Origin of the sequence: Arthrobacter sp. 24S4-2, assembly GCF_005280255.1 — a bacterium.
Lineage (GTDB): Bacteria > Actinomycetota > Actinomycetes > Actinomycetales > Micrococcaceae > Arthrobacter.
In genome coordinates this window covers 25,280-43,334 of sequence record NZ_CP040018.1, presented here as the reverse complement: position 1 = coordinate 43,334, position 18,055 = coordinate 25,280, and the positions used below count along the sequence as shown (strand labels likewise).

The window sequence follows — 18,055 nt, the reverse complement described above, 5'->3', positions numbered from 1 at the left end:
CATGTTTACGTTTGACCAGCTTGCAGGATTCATCGCCGTGGCGGAGGAACTTCACTTCGGCCGGGCCGCCGAACGCCTCAACATGACCCAGCCGCCGCTGAGCCGCCAGATTCAGAAGCTGGAAAAGTCCGTGGGCGCGGAACTGCTGGAACGCGACAACCGCAAGGTCCAGCTGACGGCCGCCGGGCGGGCCTTCCTGGACGAAGCCCGCCGTTTGATGGCACTGGCCGACCGGGCGCCCGTGACGGCCAGGCGCATCGCCTCGGGGCGTTCGGGCCTGCTGCGGATCGGCTTCACGGCAGCCAGCGGCTTCAGCATCCTTGGCCCGCTGCTGGAGGAGATCGCCGCAACACTGCCCGACGTCGACATCGACCTGCAGGAACTGGTCACCGGCGAGCAGATCGCCGGACTCCAGTCCGGCGAACTGGACCTCGGCCTGGCACGGCCGCCCTTTGACAACGAAGTCTTCGACTCGCATCTGCTCTACCGGGAAGCCATGGTGCTGGCCGTGCCGTCAGGCCACCCATTGGCCGCCCTTAAGCGGGACATCACCGAACAGGACCTCAGGGGCGAGCCGCTCATCATGCACTCATCGACCCAGGCACGGTACTTCTATGACCTCGTGGTCCGGATGATCCCCATCCAGCACGCAAACGTGGTCCACACTGTCAGCCAGATCCTCACCATGGTGTCGCTGGTTGCCGCCAAGCGCGGCGTGGCCTTCGTACCGCACTCCGCAACCTTGCTGGGCGTCCAGGGCGTCGAATTCCTGCCTCTGGAAAGCAGCGTGGATGACCCGGTGGAACTGCACGCCATCTGGAACCGCAACATCACCAACCCCGCACTCACACTGGCGCTGGGGTCCCTGGAGTTCCAGGAGAACTGAAGTCGGGCGCGGTCACTGAGGCACCGAAGCAGGCCCTGGAGAGCGATGCTCGGAGGGTATCAATGCATTCAAAAATGAACTTAGACAGGCATCACTTGGCTCCCTAGGCTGAAGGGGAAGACATCAACTGACGCGCCGATGCGGCGCCGGCATGGAGGACCCATCGTGGCCAAACACTCACCCCAGGAACTTGCCAGCGCTCTCAAAGACGGGCTGCTCTCCTTCCCGGTGACCTCGTTCGATTCGCAGCTCCAATTCGACGAGGAGAACTACCGCAAGCACCTCGCATGGCAGGCCAGCTACCCGGTGGCCGGGCTCTTCGCCGCCGGCGGGATCGGTGAAGGATTCTCCCTCACGCCCGCCGAATCGGCCCGCGTTGTCCGTGCCGCCGTCGAGGAGGTCGGGAGCACCGTTCCCGTCCTGGCCTCCGCCGGCGGGTCCACGTCACAGGCCATTGAGAACGCCCAGGCAGCGGAGGCCGCAGGAGCCGAAGGAATCCTGCTCCTGCCGCCCTACCTGACGGAAGCGGACCAGGCCGGCCTGATCGACCATGTCAGTGCGGTCTGCAGTTCCACTTCGCTCGGCGTCATCATCTACAACCGCGCCAACGCGATCTACAAGGACACCGCCGTGGCCACCCTGGCCGACCGCCACGAGAACCTGATCGGTTTCAAGGACGGTGTGGGCGACCTCGAACACGACGCGCGCGTCTACGCCAAGCTCGGCGACCGCCTGTTCTACCTTGGCGGGCTGCCCACGGCCGAGACCTTCGCCCTCCCACTGCTGCAGCTGGGCATGAGCACCTACTCCAGCGCCATGTACAACTTCGTCCCGCAGTTCGCCCTGGACTTCTACCAGGACGTGCGCAAACAGGACCGCATCGCCGTCAACAAGAAGCTCAACGACTTCGTGATCCCCTACCTGGACATCCGGGACAGGGTCAAGGGCTACTCCGTGTCCATCGTCAAGGGCGGCCTGGACGCCATTGGCCGCTCCGCCGGCGGGGTCCGCCCGCCGCTGCAGAACCTGGCACCGCAGGACCTGGCCGACCTTAAAGCACTCATCGCCACCGTTTCCTGACCAACCGTCTCCTGATCCATCCTTTCCTAGGAGCAACCACCGTGACACTCACCGGACATTCCCTGATCGCAGGGCAGGCCGTAGCAGGCGAAGGCAAAACAGCCTTTGGCTTCAACCCTGCCAGCAACGAAGCCCTTGAGCCCGCGTACACGCTGCTCACCGAAGAGCAGCTCAAGGCAGCCACCGCCGCGGCCGCCGAGGCGTATGCCTCCTTCAGCACCCTCGATCCCGAGACGCACTCCGGCTTCCTGGAAGCCATCGCCAGCAACATCGAGGCCATCGGCGACGAGCTGATCAACCGTGCAGGCCAGGAGACCGGCCTGCCCGCAGCCCGGCTGCAGGGCGAAATCGCACGCACCACCGGCCAGCTCCGGCTGTTCGCCACGGTAGTCCGCCAGGGCGACTTCCGCGGCGTCCGCATCGATCCCGCCCTGCCGGAACGCACACCGCTCCCCCGCGCCGACATCCGTCAGCGCCAGATCCCGCTGGGCCCCGTGGCCGTCTTCGGTGCCAGCAACTTTCCGCTGGCCTTCTCGACGGCGGGAGGAGACACCGCCTCGGCCCTCGCCGCCGGCTGCCCGGTGGTTTTCAAGGCCCACAACGCCCACCCCGGCACCAGCGAACTCGTCGGCCAGGCCATCGTGAAAGCCGTCCGCGACGCCGGGCTGCACCCCGGCGTCTTCTCGCTCATCTACGGCCCCGGCAGCAGCATCGGCCAGGCCCTCGTGGCGGACCCCGCCATAAAGGCCGTGGGGTTCACCGGCTCGCAGAACGCCGGCATCGCGCTGATGCGCACGGCGGCCGCGCGTCCCGAACCCATCCCGGTCTATGCGGAAATGTCCTCAATCAACCCGGTCTTCGTCTTCCCCGGCGCCCTGAACGGCTCCGCCGAACAAATTAGCGCACTGGCGCAGCAATACGTCGCAGCCGTCACCGGCAGCTCAGGGCAACTGTGCACTTCTCCCGGCCTGCTGTTCGCCCCGTCCGGTGAGGCAGGTGACAAACTTGCTGCCGCCGTCGGACGCGCAGTATCCGCCTGCGCCGGCCAGACAATGCTGACCGAAGGCATCGCCGCGTCCTGGAACGCCGGCGCCGACGCGCTTGGTTCCGCCGAAAACGTGACTGTCGTCGGGCAGGGCACGGCCGGTTCCACCGAAAACGCACCGGCACCGACCATCTTCGGCACCGACATCGCCGACTTTGTCAGCAACCACGTGCTGCACGCCGAGATCTTCGGCGCCGCCAGCCTGGTGGTCCGGTACTCCAGCACCGGGGAACTGGTCGAAGCCACCAACCGGCTCGAGGGGCAGCTCACCGCTTCCCTGCAGCTCACCGAAGAGGACTACCCGACGGCGGCCCAGCTGCTGCCCGCACTCGAACAGAAGGTGGGGCGCATCATCGTCAACGGTTGGCCCACCGGCGTCGAAGTTGGCCATGCGATGGTCCACGGCGGTCCCTTCCCCGCAACATCGGACACCAAGACCACCTCCGTGGGTACGCTGGCAATCAACCGCTTCCTGCGGCCGGTCGCCTACCAGAACCTCCCCCAGGAACTGCTTCCGGCACCGCTGCAGGACGCCAACCCGTGGCACCTGAACCGCCGGATCGACGGAACGGTTGAAGCCGCCGCCGACGCAAAGGCCGGGGTCAACGCATGAGCACCCAGCCCACGATCGCCAAAGTCGAAGTAGTTCCGGTCGCCGGGTACGACAGCATGCTGATGAACCTCAGCGGCGCGCACGGACCGTTTTTCACCCGCAACGTGGTGGTTATTACCGACCCTGAGGGCCGCTCCGGGCTGGGCGAGGTGCCCGGCGGGGAGAAGATCCGCACCACAATCGAGGAGGCCGGAGCCTTCATCGCCGGCAAGCCGGTGGCCCGTTACCGGTCCCTGCTGCGCGAGATCGCGGCGGAGCTCGCGGACCGCGACGCCGGCGGCCGCGGCGTGCAGACCTTCGACCTCCGCACCACCGTCCACGCGGTGACCGCCGTCGGACGGACCTGCCGTACCCTGTGGAGGACGCCCCGGCAGACCGCTGGGAGAGGCTGCGCCGGCAGGAAGCCATGACCCCCGCAGCGGTGGTTGCGTTGGCAGAAGCCGGGCAGGACCGTTACGGGTTCAGTGACTTCAAGCTCAAGGGCGGCGTGCTCTCCGGCGACGAGGAAGTGGACGTGGTCACGGCTCTGGCCAAGCGCTTCCCCGACGCGCGGGTCACCCTCGACCCGAACGGCGGCTGGCTTTTGGACGAGGCTATCCGGCTGGGCAAGCGGATGCAGGGCGTGGTGGCGTACGCCGAGGATCCCTGCGGCGCCGAAGGCCGATTCTCCGGGCGTGAAGTCATGGCGGAATTCCGCCGCGCCACCGGGCTCAAGACGGCCACCAACATGATTGCCACGGATTGGCGCGAAATGTCTCACGCCATCCGCAGCAACGCCGTGGACATTCCGCTGGCAGACCCGCATTTCTGGACCATGCACGGTTCCGTCCGGGTGGCGCAGCTGTGCCATGAATTCGGGCTCACCTGGGGCTCGCACTCAAACAACCACTTCGACATTTCGCTGGCCATGTTCACTCACACCGGGGCAGCCGCGCCGGGCGAGATCACGGCGCTGGACACGCACTGGATCTGGCAGGACGGGCAGGGGCTCACCAAGGACCCGCTGCAGATCCGGAACGGTGCCATCGAGGTTCCGGACGCGCCGGGGCTGGGCATCGAGCTGGACCACGATTCCCTGGACAAGGCACACCAGCTGTACCTGGAGCACGGGCTGGATGCCCGCGACGACAGCATCGGCATGCAGTATTACATCGACGGCTGGTCCTTTGATCCCAAGCGCCCCTGTCTGGTGCGCTAGGTCCCTGCTGGCGCCAGCCCCAACTTCCGCGCGGCCGGCCCTCCCTTCGCAACGGGGAGACGGCCGTGCGGAAACCCAGACTTAAATAGAAGGGCTCATTTTGGGCGGCGTTGTCTCCGGAATACTGATCGTCTCCGCCGTCATTGCCGTGGGCTATCTCGCCGCCCGCCTCCGGATACTAGGCCCGGAAGTCCAGGGCGCGCTGACCCGCACCGCCTACTACGTTACCAACCCGGCACTCCTGTTCACGGTGGTGGCCGGCAGCGATATCCGGGCCGCACTCGGAACGGACGCCCCGTTGGCGCTGCTCTCAGCAGCGATAGTGGGGCTCCTTTATTGCCTGGCAAGCTTCCTGTTCTTCCGCCGCCCGGCAGCCGAAACTGCGGTGGGCGCCATGGCGAGCAGCTATGCCAATGCAAACAACATCGGCATCCCGGTGTCCCTGTACGCCGTCGGAACGGCACAGCACGTTGCACCCGTGCTCCTGGTCCAGATCCTGGTGATGGCACCGTTCTACCTCACGGTGCTGGGCGTGGCCTCCGGCTCTAAAATTTCGTGGAAGAAGTTGCTGGTCACGCCGTTTGCCAATCCCATGATCATCGCCTCCGGACTTGGCGCCGCGGTGGCCCTGACCGGCTGGAGCGCCCCGGACCTGTTGCAGAAGCCCATCGACATGCTGGCCGGCGGTGCCGTGCCGATGGTCCTGCTCGCGTTCGGGCTGTCACTGGCCGGCCGGGCGCCGCTGCAAAAAGATAACGGCCGCACTGAGACCCTCGTGGCCACGTTCCTGAAGATTGCCGGGATGCCGCTCGTTGTGTGGGTCCTGGGCCGCTTTGTCTTCGAGCTGGAAGGGCAGCACCTGCTGGCGAGCGTCATCATGGCTGCGCTGCCCACTGCGCAGAACGTGTTCCTCTTCGCCTCCCCCTACGGCCGCGGGATGACGGTGGCCCGCGACGTCATCCTCTGCACCACGTTGTTGAGTATCGGCGCGCTGCTCGTTGTCGCCTGGCTGGTTCATTAGTTCCGGGTCGGCATTATTGTCATACCCCCACTTCAGACTTAGTCCATGGAAGCCGTGGGGGGTCTTGCAGCAGGAGAGGCATTGCGGTGGGCCAAGCTGCCCGCCGCCGGTTCTGCTGTTCGGCCCCCTTCTGTTCAATCGCATGCCGGGCGCATCCGCGGCCTGCGCAGCGTCCCGGTGGAACTCCAGCATCCGGCTGTCTTAGGAGCCGACGCCGGAGGTTCCGGTGATTTGGCGCGGTGCCTTGCGCTGCTCAAGACCTTGAGCGCGACGGCGGTCGCCGACACCGCGATGCTCGGCTTCCGCGAGTCCGCCGACTTCGCCGCCAATGTTGAGGAAATCTCCCGGGCCGTTGAATACCTGCAGGTCGTGGCAGCCGGGGCCGTGGACCGGACCCGGCGCCAGGCCGCGGCAGCCGCGCGCTCAGCCGCACTCGGCTCAGGATCAGCCGGTTCGGGCGCAGTCGGCTGGACCACTGGCTGGAGCACAGAAACTGCCGCGACCCCCAAAGCGCCACCACCCACCACTTCCGACCCTGCTGATGACGGGTCCCGGAACGCCACCGAGTTCCTCCGTGCCCTGCTGCGGATCAGCGCCGCTGAAGCACGCCGCCGGATCACTCTCGCTGCGGCGGTGCTGCCCCGGACAGGGTTCACGGGCCACACGGAGCCTGCGGAGCGGCCCGAACTCGCCGCCGCCGTTGCGGCCGGGACCATCGGCTCCCGTCCCGCGACCATCATCACCCTGGCTTTGGACCGTGTCCGGCACCACGCCCCCGAAGAGGCCACCGCCCGGATGGAACATGCACTGACCCGCACCGCGGCCGAACGCGACACCGACTTCCTGACCCGCATCGCCCGCCAGTGGACCGACGCGATCGACCAGGACGGTTCGGAGCCTTCCGAGGAAGAACTCCGCCGCCGCCAGGGTGCGTTCCTCCGCCCGGCCCGCCGCGGACTGCACCATCTGGAAATCTTCGCCACCGCCGACCAGTACGAATCACTTCTGACGGTCATGAACACCGCCACCAACCCCCGCACCCGGGCAGGTACTACTGAGGGCAACGACGCTGGAGGCGCCCCTGACAGCGGTGGCGGGACCGGTGATGGCGCCGGGGACAGCTGCGATGAGACCGGCGGCAACAGCAGTGCACTTGATGCCGATCTGGACAGGCGGACCCGGCCGCAGCGGCTCCTCGACGGCCTGATCGGCGCGTGCAAGGCAGCCCTCGCCACCGGCACCCTCCCCGCGGCGGGCGGGCTGCGGCCCCAAGTCATGGTCACCATCGACTACCGCGACCTCCTGGACCGCCTCGAACACACCACCAACCAGGGACCCCGCTACCGCTCCCGAACCGCGGCCACCAGCTCCGGCTTCCACGGCGACGGAAGCGCTACAGCTGGGCACCACGGGTCCACCGGGATCCCGGGCACGGGGTCGTTCACCTTCACCGGCCCGGTCACCGCCGCCACCGTCCGGAAGATCGCCTGCGACGCCGACATCATCCCCGTCCTGCTCGGCAGCGAAGGCCGCATCCTGGACATCGGCCGCACCACCCGGATCTTCCCGCCCCACATCCGCAAAGTCATCACCGCCCGCGACGAGGGCTGCGCCTTCCCCGGCTGCACCATCCCCGCACCCTGGTGCGAAGCCCACCACATCACCTACTGGTCACACGGCGGACCCACCAGCACCGACAACGGAACCCTGCTCTGCTCCCATCACCACCACCTCATCCACAAAGAACTGTGGACCGTCCAGGTCAAAACCGGCATCCCCTGGTTCATCCCGCCACCCCACATCGACCCCCACCAACAACCACAACGCAATCACCGTCAAACGTGAGGCATCCACTTGTAATACAAGTTTGAAACTTATACTCTAAGCAGGAGGGCAATGTAGCCCGGCCATCATGCTTCCAAGGAGCACCCATGAGCACCGTAGACCTCATCCGCCACGTAAATCTGTCCACCGCGAGGCTTCCACTCGCTGTTCCGATCAGTGACGCCAAGGTGTTCACCGGCCGGCAGAAGCCCATGACCGAAGTGGTCTTCCTCTTTGCGGAGATCACCACCGAACAGGGACACAGCGGCGTCGGCTTCAGCTACTCCAAGCGCGCGGGTGGACCCGCGCAGTATGCCCATGCCAAGGAGGTGGCCGAGGGCATCATCGGCGAGGACCCCAACGACATCGGCAAGATCTACACCAAGCTCCTCTGGGCCGGCGCGTCCGTGGGCCGCTCCGGCGTGGCAACACAGGCTCTGGCCGCCATCGACATCGCCCTCTACGACCTCAAGGCCAAGCGTGCCGGCCTGCCGCTGGCCAAGCTCCTGGGCTCCTACCGCGATTCCGTCCAGACCTACAACACCTCCGGCGGCTTCCTCAACGCAACCCTGGATGAGGTCAAGGCACGCGCCACCCAGTCCATCGACGAGGGAATCGGCGGCATCAAAATCAAGGTCGGCCTCCCTGACAGCAAAGAGGACCTGCGCCGCGTCGCCGGAATCCGCGAACACATCGGCTGGGACGTACCGCTCATGGTGGACGCCAACCAGCAGTGGGACCGCGCCACGGCAATGCGGATGGGCCGGCAACTGGAGGAATTCAACCTCATCTGGATCGAAGAGCCATTGGACGCGTACGACTTCGAGGGCCACGCCCACCTGGCCAACGTCCTGGACACCCCCATCGCCACCGGCGAAATGCTGGCCTCCGTGGCCGAGCACAAGGGCCTGATCAACGCCAACGGCTGCGACATCATCCAGCCCGACGCTCCCCGCGTCGGCGGCATCACCCAGTTCCTGCGCCTGGCTGCACTGGCGGACGAACGGGGACTGGGACTGGCACCGCACTTCGCCATGGAGATACACCTTCACCTCGCCGCCGCCTACCCCCGCGAACCGTGGGTGGAGCACTTCGACTGGCTGGACCCGCTGTTCAACGAGCGCCTTGAAACCAAGAACGGCCGCATGCTGGTTCCGGACCGCCCGGGACTCGGCGTGACCCTCAGCGACCAGGCCCGCGCCTGGACCACCGAGTCCGTGTTGTTCGGCGCGTAACCTTGAACGCATGAGCCGGAACCTGACCACGGACCTCGCCGCAGATCTTCGCACCCGCATCGTCGACGGCGTCATCCAGCCCGGCGACAAGCTTCCGAGCGAAAACACACTGATCGGCGAGTTCGGCGTCAGCCGCACCGTGGTCCGGGCAGCCCTGACCCGGCTGCAGGCCGAGGGACTCGTGGAAACCGAACGCGGGCGGGGAAGCTTCGCGCTGACCCCGCCCCCGCACGGCGATCCGCCGGCACCCGGAGGCCGGCCGGTCTCCAGCATGGAGGACCGGCTCCACCTGCTCGAGTTCCGCATCGGCGTCGAGTCCGAGGCCGCCGCTTTGGCTGCCCGCAACCGGACGGACCGGCAACTGAAGGCCGTGCTGAACGCCTTGGCGGAGTTCACGGCCAACGGCGACCATCCGGCGCATGCCATGAAGTCCGACTACGAATTCCACAAGGCAATCGCCGCGGCGTCGGGTAATCCCTTCTACTCCGACTGCCTGGCATCGCTGGGCCAGACCATGATCGCCATGCCGCGCACCCGGCTGATGACCGGCGTCGAACACTACGCCCGGGACCACTTCGAACAAGTGGTCCACGAGCACGAATCCATCTACGCGGCGATCGCGGAAGGCGACGAACCGTCGTCGTCGGCTGCCATGCGCAGCCATCTGGCAAACTCACGACGGCGGCTCCGGGCCGGGCGGTAAACGCCCCCTTGCTGCCCTGTAGGTATCAAGTCAGGCAAGAAAATGTGCTGGGCGGCTTCGTGGCCCGTTCGGATTCGGCATCATCAAGGAACAGACCGGGAGCGTTGTTCCGGGCCTGTTCGCCCCCGGCCGCAGCTTCCAACCCTCGCCGCCGGCCTGGTGTACTTCCTGAAGGAACGGACGACGGCGGCGGAACAGTCCGCCGTCGTGCCCGCCGAAGGCGCATCCGCCACGGCAATACGGGAGCCGGCCACGACCCGCCAGGCCTTTCCCCGCGAGTCCAGTTAAAGCAGAAGAACCCCGGTCCTAAGACCGGGGTTCTTTCATTTGCGTGCGCGAGGGGGGATTTGAACCCCCACGCCCTTTCGGACACTGGCACCTGAAGCCAGCGCGTCTGCCGTTCCGCCACTCGCGCGCAACTTCTTTCACCCGGATGGAGTCCGATTTCCGGACTGCCAGCCTCGTAAAAGCAGCGAGATCAAGCATAACGGACAATCACCGGAAAACACCAATCGGGAACCGCGGCGGTCGCCTCAGCCCGAAATCTCCCCGCCGACGGACCCCTCACGCCCCGCTTCGGATGCCGCGCCACGGCTGGCCGGAACGAACTATTCCGCCCGCCCCGGCGTTGTGCATTAAGGTCATTCACAGCCCTGCCCAGTAGTATCAGATGTAGGAGTGCCCGTCCCCGGCGCGCTCCCGGCAATGTTGTGAGCTGAGTTCCGAATCGTGTGCTGCCCCGCAGCCGTAGGGAGAGGAGAGGTGCCATGGGAATGCTGGACAAAGTCGAGCGCGGCATCGAAAAGGCCGTCCGCGGTGTCTTCTCCACCGGTTCACGCGCCCAGGTTGAGCCTGTGGAAATCGCCAGCCGGCTCCGCCGGGAGGTCGACCACAAGGCCATCACCATCGCCGCCGGCCGCACGCTGGCCCCCAACGTCTTTGACGTCCGCCTCAGCGAGGAAGACTTCAAACGCGCGCAGGAATGGGGCACCCCCTTGGCCGAAGAACTTTGCGATGTGGTGATCAACCACGTCAGAAGCCAGGGCTACACACTCCAGGGCCCGGTCCGTATTTCCTTCCGGCGCGACGAAGAAATCCGCGCCGGGGATTTCGAAATCGATTCCCGGACTGAGAAGGCCTCCGGTTCCCCCGCCGCCCCGGCCGTGCCGAGGAACAACGTCCCGGCAGCGCCCAACAGGCAACCAGTGCGCCTCCAGCCCGTTCTGGACATTGACGGCCAGCGCTACTCACTCAACGCGGCGTCCATTGTGCTTGGCCGGTCTTCCGAAGCTGACATCCTGGTGGACGACACCGGGGTATCGCGCCGCCATCTCGAAATCCGCACCACCAACGGCACAACACAGGCCGTCGACCTGGGATCCACCAACGGCAGCTACGTCAACGGACACAAGGTGGTAGGCAGCGTGGACCTCACTGACGGCTCTACCATCACGATGGGACGGACCAAAATCATCTTCCGACTTTTGCCCGCCAACTCTGGTGGCCGCCCGTGAGCGAACTGACTATTACGGCCCTGCGCTTCGGCTTCCTCCTGTTGCTTTGGGTCCTTATCTTCAGCATTGTTTCGGCCATGCGCCGTGACCTGATGATCGGCCGTAAGGCTGCGATGGGCGCACCGACTGCCCGCCAGGTACGCAAGCACCCCGAGTTGGCCGAAGCCGCCCCGCCCCCAGCGAAACAGCAGGCCCGCCAACTGGTTGTGACCGAGGGCCCGCTCAAGGGCCGCACAGTCCCCCTTTCCGAAAGCCCCATCCTCCTGGGCCGCGCCCAGGAGGCCACCCTGGTTCTTGAAGACGACTACGCCTCAGGCAGGCACGCCCGGCTGTTCCCGCAGGGCAGCCGCTGGTTCATCGAGGATCTCGGCTCAACCAACGGCACGTACCTAGCCAATCAGCAGCTCACCCGCGCCTTGCCGGTGGAGCTCGGTGTCCCCGTGAGAATCGGCAAGACGGTCATCGAATTGAGGCCATAGCCGTGGCCGCCCCGGAGAATCCCGCAGAAAAGGCCCCCACCTCGACGCGGCCGCTCATCATGCGCTACGCCGCCCGCTCTGACGTGGGACGCATTCGAGCCAAGAACGATGACTCCGCGTATGTCGGCAGGCACCTTGCCGTTGTGGCCGACGGCATGGGCGGCCATGCCGGCGGTGACGTGGCCTCCGCGGCCACCGTCCTGGACATGCTCCACCTGGACCACGGTCATTACGACGGCGACGCCGGCACCGTCCTGGCGGACGAGATCCAGACCGCCAATTCCCTCCTGTCCGAACTGGTGCACATCAACCCCAAGCTTGCCGGGATGGGCACCACCGTCACGGCTCTGCTCCTGGCCGAGGGCAAACTGCACTTCGCCCACATCGGCGACTCCCGCGCCTACCGGCTGCGCAACGGTGAATTCAAACAGATCAGCGTCGACCACACTTTCGTCCAAAGGCTCATCGACGAAGGCAGACTTCGCCCCGAGGAAGCGGAAACACATCCGCACAAGAACGTACTCATGCGGGTCCTGGGCGACGTCGACGCTAGTCCCGAACTAGATCTGGCCACCCACGAGGTGGAGCCCGGCGAACGGTGGCTGCTCTGCTCGGACGGCCTTAATTACGTTGCAGGCCACGTGGTGGAGCGCACCGTCCGCGAAACCAAGGACCTGCGCGAGTGCGTCGAAAAACTGGTGGACCTCACCCTCGAAGCAGGCGCTCCGGACAACGTCACCGTTGTCCTGCTTGAGATAGTGGAACAGACGTCCGACGACGTCCGCACCGCCGCCGTCGAGATCGTGCAGCCCCCGGCAGGCACTGCCGCCGGGTCCCGCGGCCCTGAAGCCGCCCCAACTGACAGCGCCTCCCCCAAACCTGCGGATGCCCCGGCGTCGCCGGCCGCTGCGACAGCGGACAGCGCGGATGCTTCGGAGAATGCAGTTTCGGGTGCGGCCACGGAAGGCGAGGTAGGCACGCCTCCCGCGACATCCGCTGAACCCGCCACCGCCACGGACCCCCACCTCGGCGAGCACCTCTCCGCCGCTGTCCTTCGCGAGGAACTCGCCAACCGCCCGCATGAACTCGTGGGCGCGGCGGTCGCCGCGGCCGAGTCCGGCTCCATCCCCACGATCGCAGGACGGACCGTCGCGCGCCGCGCAGCAACCGTTCTCACCCACAAGTCGGATCAGGGCCGCGAGGAAACGGACGAATACAAACCCGCTGCCAAGCCGCGCCGCTGGGTCACCATCGCCACGGCGGCGGCCCTCCTGATCATCCTGAGCGTTGGCCTGTGGCTCGGCTACGCCTGGACGCAAACGCGCTACTACATCGGCGAATACGATCAACGGGTAGCTATCTTCAACGGCGTTTCCCAGCGTTTGGGACCCATCCAGCTGTCGACGCTGGAAACCGTCACCGACATCAAAATGTCAGACCTCCCTGAGTTCTCGCAGCAACGGGTCCGCCAGACGGTGCCCGCGAAGGACCTCTACGACGCCCAACGGATCGTCAAGAACCTTGACCTGACCGGTACCACCTCGCCGTCGGACGAGTGCCTGTCGCCGTCGCCCACCGCAACGGCAGCCCCGCCATCCGCTTCCGGGGCGGCGCCCGCGCCAAGCGGCACAGCCGCGCCGCCGGGAACACCCAAACCGACCGCAACACCCAGCCCGACCGCCAACCCTTGTGAGGAGGCCAAATGACACAAATCGAGGCCACTCCCAAGCCGCGCAGGAATGCCGAACTGGCCCTGTTGATCCTTGCCCTTGCCGTCGGCATCGGCGCCAATGCCCTCGTGGGCGTGGATCAGGAAAAGGCGTTTGACACCGATTTCTGGTTCCAGTCGAGCCTGCTGGCTGCCGCCGCCCTCGCTTTCCACGTCGTCCTCCGGATCCGCGCAAAATATGCCGATCCCGTAATACTTCCGCTCGTGATTGCCCTCAACGGCCTCGGGCTGGCCATGATCCACCGCCTGGACCGGGTGGGCGAGGACACCGGAAACAACCAGCTCCGCTGGACGTTGGTGGCCATGGGTGTCGCCATCGCGGTGATCTGGTTCCTCAAAGACCACCGGATCCTGCGCCGCTTCACCTACATCTCGCTGGCTGTCAGTGCCCTGCTGCTGATCTTGCCGTTGGTGCCGGGCATCTCCGCCGGCGAAGTCCTGGGCGCCAGCGTCTGGATCAAGATCGGCCCCATGACCTTCCAGCCGGGCGAAGTCGCCAAGATCACGCTGGCAATATTCTTCGCCGGGTATCTTTCGTCCAACCGCGACCTCATCCTGCTGGCCGGACGCAAGATCGGGCCGCTCCAGTTCCCGCGCTTCAAGGACATGGGGCCCATGATCACGGCCTGGCTGGTAAGCATCGGTGTGCTGATCTTCCAACGCGACCTAGGCTCTTCGGTGCTGTTCTTCGGCCTCTTCATCGTGATGATCTACGTGGCCACCAGCCGCATCAGCTGGGTCATCATCGGCGTCGCGCTGCTCCTGGGTGGCGGCTTTGTTGCCTCCAAGGTCTTCTCCCACGTGGGTCTCCGCATCGACGGATGGCTCAACGCCTTCACGGACGAAGTCTACGGACGGCAGTTCGGCGGCAGCCTGCAGATCGTCGAAGGACTCTTTGGCATGGCCAACGGCGGCCTGGTTGGTACGGGCCTGGGCCAGGGCCGGCCAAACCTGGTGCCGTTCGCCAACAGCGACATGATCATCGCGTCATTCGGCGAGGAACTTGGCCTTATCGGCCTCTTCGCGATCGTACTGATGTACCTTCTGCTGTTCACGCGTGGCTTCCGCGCGGCCTTGGGCACGCGGGATGCCTTCGGCAAGTTGCTGGCCTGCGGCCTGTCCTTTGCCATTGCCCTGCAGTGTTTTGTGGTGATCGGCGGCGTGACCCGACTGATTCCGCTGACCGGTCTCACCACGCCCTTCCTGGCGGCGGGCGGATCCTCGCTGCTGGCCAACTGGATCATCGTTGGCCTGCTGCTGATGATCTCGCACACCGCCCGCGGTCCCGTGGACACTACGCCCATGCCGCACGGCGCGCAGCCGGATGAACAGAAACCTGTTCCACCCGCGCCGCCGCGCCCGGCCAAACAGCCCGGACGGCAGCCCGCTGCCACCCACCCCGACGCCCCGACTGAAGCGGTGAAACAACTGTGAACCACGCTATTCGGAATTCATGGATTGCCGCGGTGGCCATGTTCGCGCTCATTTTCGGCGCCCTCAGCTACGTTCAGGTGATCGGTGCTGATGAGTTGCAGGCCAATGCCTGGAACAAGCGCGCCATCCTGCAGAACTACTGCAACGACCGCGGAGCGATCATCGTAGGCGGAACGGCCGTGGCGCAGTCCGTGCCCGGTTCGGAAAGCTGCAAATTCCAGCGCAGCTACACGCAGCCTGAGCTCTACGCCGGCATCACCGGATACTTCTCCCGGAGCTTCGGCGTCACCGGGCTGGAGAAGGCCATGAACGAACAGCTCGAGGGCAGCTCGGACCAGCTCTTCCTCGACCGGATCGGCCAGATGTTCCTGGGCAACCAGCCCAAGGGAGCGTCCGTTGAACTGACGATTGACCCTAAGATCCAGAAGCTTGCCTACGACCTGATTCCGGACGGCCAGCGCGGCTCCATTGTGGTGACCAACCCGAAGACCGGCGACATCCTGGCCATGGTGTCCAAGCCGTCCTACGACCCCAACCTGATCGCAACCCAGGACCCGGATGCCGAGGCAGCCAACCTGAACGAGTTGAACAAGATTCCCGGAATCAACCTGAACCAGAACGTCAGCGGCCCCACCGGCGCGCTTCTGGCACCCGGCTCGGTGTTCAAGCTCATTGATACGGCCGCGGCGCTCAGCTCGGGGAAATACAACAAGGACAGCGTGCTGCCCAACCCGGCGGAAATGCCGTTCCCGGGCATCCAGTACAAGCTGCCGAACTACGCCGGCGGTAACTGCTACACGCAAAACACGGCCAGCTTCGCCTTCGCGCTCCAGCAGTCCTGCAACACGCCGTTCGCGAGCATTGCCCTTGACCTGGGCCAAAAGGCGATAGCCGACCAGGCCGCAAAATTCGGTTTCGGCGAGGACCTTGGCGACCAGCTTAAACTGGACTACGCCAAGAAACCATTCCCGGAAGAGGAACTGGACCACGCCGGGCTCGCCCAGTCCGTCATCGGCCAGCGGGATGTCCGGGCCACGCCGCTGCAGATTGCCCTGATGACGTCGGCGATCGCCAACGGTGGAGTCCAGATGGAACCCAATTTGGTCAAGACAGTGCGGTCCCCGGACCTGCGCGTCATCAGCGAACCGAAACCCGAGGTCCTCCGGACGTCCACTACACCGGAGATCTCGCGGCAGATCACGGAGTGGATGACCAGCGTGGTCAGCGACGGCATCGCCAAGGGGGCGGCCGTACCGGGCGTCCCGGTGGCGGGCAAGACCGGCACCGCCGAGCTCGGAGACGGCTCGAACAACTCATGGTTTACCGGGTTCGCCCCGGCCAACGATCCGCAGGTGTCGGTGACCGTCGTCATGCAGGGCGTGGACATCACCACCGGTGCACAGCTAACCAGTCCGAACGCGAAGAAGATTTTTGAGGCGGTGTTGAATAAGTGAGGCCTACATCGGGAATCACCCTCGGCGGGAGATTCCAGCTGACCACGCGTATTGCGATTGGCGGGATGGGAGAAGTCTGGAAAGCCAAGGACCTTATCCTTGGCAGGATTGTCGCCATCAAGGTGCTCAAAGAGGAGTACACGGGCGATCCCGGGTTCCTCCAGCGCTTCCGTGCCGAGGCGCGCCACACGGCCCTGCTGAACCACGTGGGCATCGCCAATGTCTTTGACTACGGCGAGGAAGAGGGATCGGCCTACCTGGTGATGGAGCTGGTCCCGGGCCATCCGCTGAGCGCCATCATCGAACGCGAACAGGTGCTCTCTCCGGACCGGACGCTGTCCATGATCGCCCAGACGGCCCGGGCCCTGTCTGTTGCCCACTCACAGGGCCTGGTCCACCGCGACATCAAGCCGGGCAACCTGCTGATCACTCCGGAGGGGCGCGTCAAGGTGACCGACTTCGGTATCGCCCGGCTGGCCGACCAGGTCCCGCTGACCCAGACCGGGCAGGTCATGGGCACGGCCCAGTACCTTGCCCCGGAACAGGCCACCGGCCAGACCGCCACGGGCGCCTCGGACATCTACTCGCTCGGCGTCATCGGCTACGAGTGCCTCACCGGGCGCCGGCCGTTCTCCGGGGAGTCGCAGATCGCCATCGCGCTGGCGCAGGTGAACGACGCTCCGCCGCCGCTGCCGGAAACCCTCCCGACTCCGGTCCGGGCCCTCCTGATGTCCATGCTCGCCAAGGACCCCAAGAACCGCCCGGCCAACGCCATCAAGCTGTCCGAAGCGGCCGAGGCCATCCGCAACGGCGACATCGCAACTGCCCACGCTGCCGTTCCCGGCATGCTGCTCTTCGAGGCAACCACCGGGCCCATCACCGCCCCTGTGGACATTCCCACCGCGGCCACCGGCGTCATCGACTCAGGTCCCGAAAAGGACAAATCGACGACGGCGACATCCGCACTTCCCGTGGTCGGCGCCGCGGGCGCCGGGGCGGCCGCGGGCCTGGCCGCCGGAGCTGCTGCGGGGGCCACCGGTCCGCGCGGCACGCTTTCGCGTGCCGATGCCCTGGCAGCCGAGCGCACCTGGGAACAGGAAGAGGAACACGACCGCTATGACGAGCCGGAGGACGAACCGCAACGCCGTGGCCGCAGTCCCTGGACATGGCCGCTGATTGCCCTCATCGTGCTGGTGCTGTTCGCGCTGGTTGGTGTCATCCTCACGCAGGCCGGCATCCTCTTCCCGGCAAGCCCGGCACAGTCCTCTTCGACGTCCAGCAGCGCTAAGCCAAGCAGTGCCAGCCCGTCGGCGTCGGCCACTTCCGCCAAGCCCACTTCCGCCAGCCCCACCCCCACTCCGACCCCCACGCAAACCACTCCGGAAGCCATCAACCTGATCCCGGACGCCTACTTGGGTCAGCAGTACAATGACGTCCGCAGCCAGCTCGTCGGTATGGGACTAACCGTGAAAGGCGACCCGGTGTTCAGCGATGCGGCACAGGGAACGGTCACCAACATCGAGCCGTCCGGTCGGGTTAATCCCGGGGAGACCATCACCGTCACCTATTCCAAGGGCAAGGATCCGAGCCAAGAGATTTCCGTGCCCGCGATAGGCGTGGGCAGCACCGAAGCTCAGACGCAGAAAGCGATCGAAGACGCCGGGCTCCGCTGGGTGAAGGGATCTGCCGTGCCGGGCAGCACCGGGCAACAGGCCGGCACGTTCGTCAGTTCCGAGCCGGGCGCCGGAAGCAAGGTGCCCGCCGGATCCGTAGTGACCTACCACCTCGCCGCGGAACTCCTGCCCACGCCCAGCACCCCGACGTCGAAGTAAGACGCACC

At 65.9% G+C, this 18,055-nt stretch carries 13 protein-coding genes, 1 tRNA gene and 1 pseudogene; 14 read left to right on the top strand and 1 reads right to left on the bottom strand.

What is annotated here, in order from left to right; genetic code table 11:
- Nucleotide 1: 1 nt before the first annotated feature.
- The 8 genes and pseudogenes from FCN77_RS00185 (at nt 2) to FCN77_RS00150 (ending at nt 9,605) form a co-directional block, all read left to right on the top strand.
- Nucleotides 2-886 (top strand): LysR family transcriptional regulator, encoded by an 885-nt coding sequence (locus tag FCN77_RS00185; protein WP_137320611.1) that lies wholly within the window; start codon nt 2-4, stop codon nt 884-886.
- 165 nt (nt 887-1,051) lie between these two features.
- Nucleotides 1,052-1,966, top strand: a complete 915-nt coding sequence (gene kdgD / locus FCN77_RS00180; protein WP_137320610.1) for a 5-dehydro-4-deoxyglucarate dehydratase — start codon at nt 1,052-1,054, stop codon at nt 1,964-1,966.
- Nucleotides 1,967-2,007: 41 nt separating this feature from the next.
- A complete protein-coding gene (locus FCN77_RS00175) occupies nt 2,008-3,624 on the top strand; it encodes an aldehyde dehydrogenase (NADP(+)) (RefSeq protein ID WP_137320609.1) in 1,617 nt (538 codons plus the stop codon).
- Nucleotides 3,621-4,822 (top strand): annotated as a pseudogene (locus tag FCN77_RS00170) (enolase C-terminal domain-like protein). Before FCN77_RS00175 ends, FCN77_RS00170 begins: the two are co-directional and overlap by 4 nt.
- 100 nt (nt 4,823-4,922) lie before the next feature.
- Entirely contained in the window at nt 4,923-5,843 is a 921-nt protein-coding gene (locus FCN77_RS00165; RefSeq protein WP_137320608.1) for an AEC family transporter, read from the top strand.
- Between the two features lie 45 nt (nt 5,844-5,888).
- Nucleotides 5,889-7,688, top strand: a complete 1,800-nt coding sequence (locus FCN77_RS00160) for an HNH endonuclease signature motif containing protein (RefSeq protein WP_137320607.1) — start codon at nt 5,889-5,891, stop codon at nt 7,686-7,688.
- A gap of 86 nt (nt 7,689-7,774) precedes the next feature.
- Entirely contained in the window at nt 7,775-8,902 is a 1,128-nt protein-coding gene (locus FCN77_RS00155; protein ID WP_137320606.1) for a mandelate racemase/muconate lactonizing enzyme family protein, read from the top strand.
- A 10-nt stretch (nt 8,903-8,912) separates the two neighbouring features.
- Complete coding sequence (locus FCN77_RS00150; protein WP_137320605.1) at nt 8,913-9,605, top strand: FadR/GntR family transcriptional regulator; 693 nt, start codon at nt 8,913-8,915, stop codon at nt 9,603-9,605.
- A gap of 332 nt (nt 9,606-9,937) precedes the next feature.
- Here the strand turns inward: FCN77_RS00150 and FCN77_RS00145 are convergent.
- Nucleotides 9,938-10,020: transfer RNA gene (locus FCN77_RS00145), tRNA-Leu, on the bottom strand.
- A gap of 352 nt (nt 10,021-10,372) precedes the next feature.
- On the opposite strand from FCN77_RS00145, the gene FCN77_RS00140 reads away from it, so the two are divergent.
- From FCN77_RS00140 to FCN77_RS00115, 6 genes are read left to right on the top strand one after another with little or no spacing between them, the layout of a single operon-like run.
- Nucleotides 10,373-11,119: a DUF3662 and FHA domain-containing protein gene (locus tag FCN77_RS00140; RefSeq protein ID WP_137320604.1), complete on the top strand. Its 747-nt coding sequence runs from the start codon at nt 10,373-10,375 to the stop codon at nt 11,117-11,119.
- On the top strand, nt 11,116-11,598 hold the full coding sequence (locus tag FCN77_RS00135) for an FHA domain-containing protein (protein WP_137320603.1): 483 nt from the start codon (nt 11,116-11,118) through the stop codon (nt 11,596-11,598). Before FCN77_RS00140 ends, FCN77_RS00135 begins: the two co-directional genes overlap by 4 nt.
- A gap of 59 nt (nt 11,599-11,657) precedes the next feature.
- Entirely contained in the window at nt 11,658-13,304 is a 1,647-nt protein-coding gene (locus FCN77_RS00130; protein WP_137324569.1) for a PP2C family serine/threonine-protein phosphatase, read from the top strand.
- Nucleotides 13,301-14,761 (top strand): FtsW/RodA/SpoVE family cell cycle protein, encoded by a 1,461-nt coding sequence (locus FCN77_RS00125; RefSeq protein ID WP_137320602.1) that lies wholly within the window; start codon nt 13,301-13,303, stop codon nt 14,759-14,761. Before FCN77_RS00130 ends, FCN77_RS00125 begins: the two co-directional genes overlap by 4 nt.
- Nucleotides 14,758-16,215, top strand: a complete 1,458-nt coding sequence (locus FCN77_RS00120) for a penicillin-binding protein 2 (protein ID WP_137320601.1) — start codon at nt 14,758-14,760, stop codon at nt 16,213-16,215. Before FCN77_RS00125 ends, FCN77_RS00120 begins: the two co-directional genes overlap by 4 nt.
- Nucleotides 16,212-18,047 (top strand): protein kinase, encoded by a 1,836-nt coding sequence (locus FCN77_RS00115; protein WP_137320600.1) that lies wholly within the window; start codon nt 16,212-16,214, stop codon nt 18,045-18,047. The genes FCN77_RS00120 and FCN77_RS00115 overlap by 4 nt, the downstream gene beginning before the upstream one ends.
- Nucleotides 18,048-18,055 lie beyond the last annotated feature (8 nt).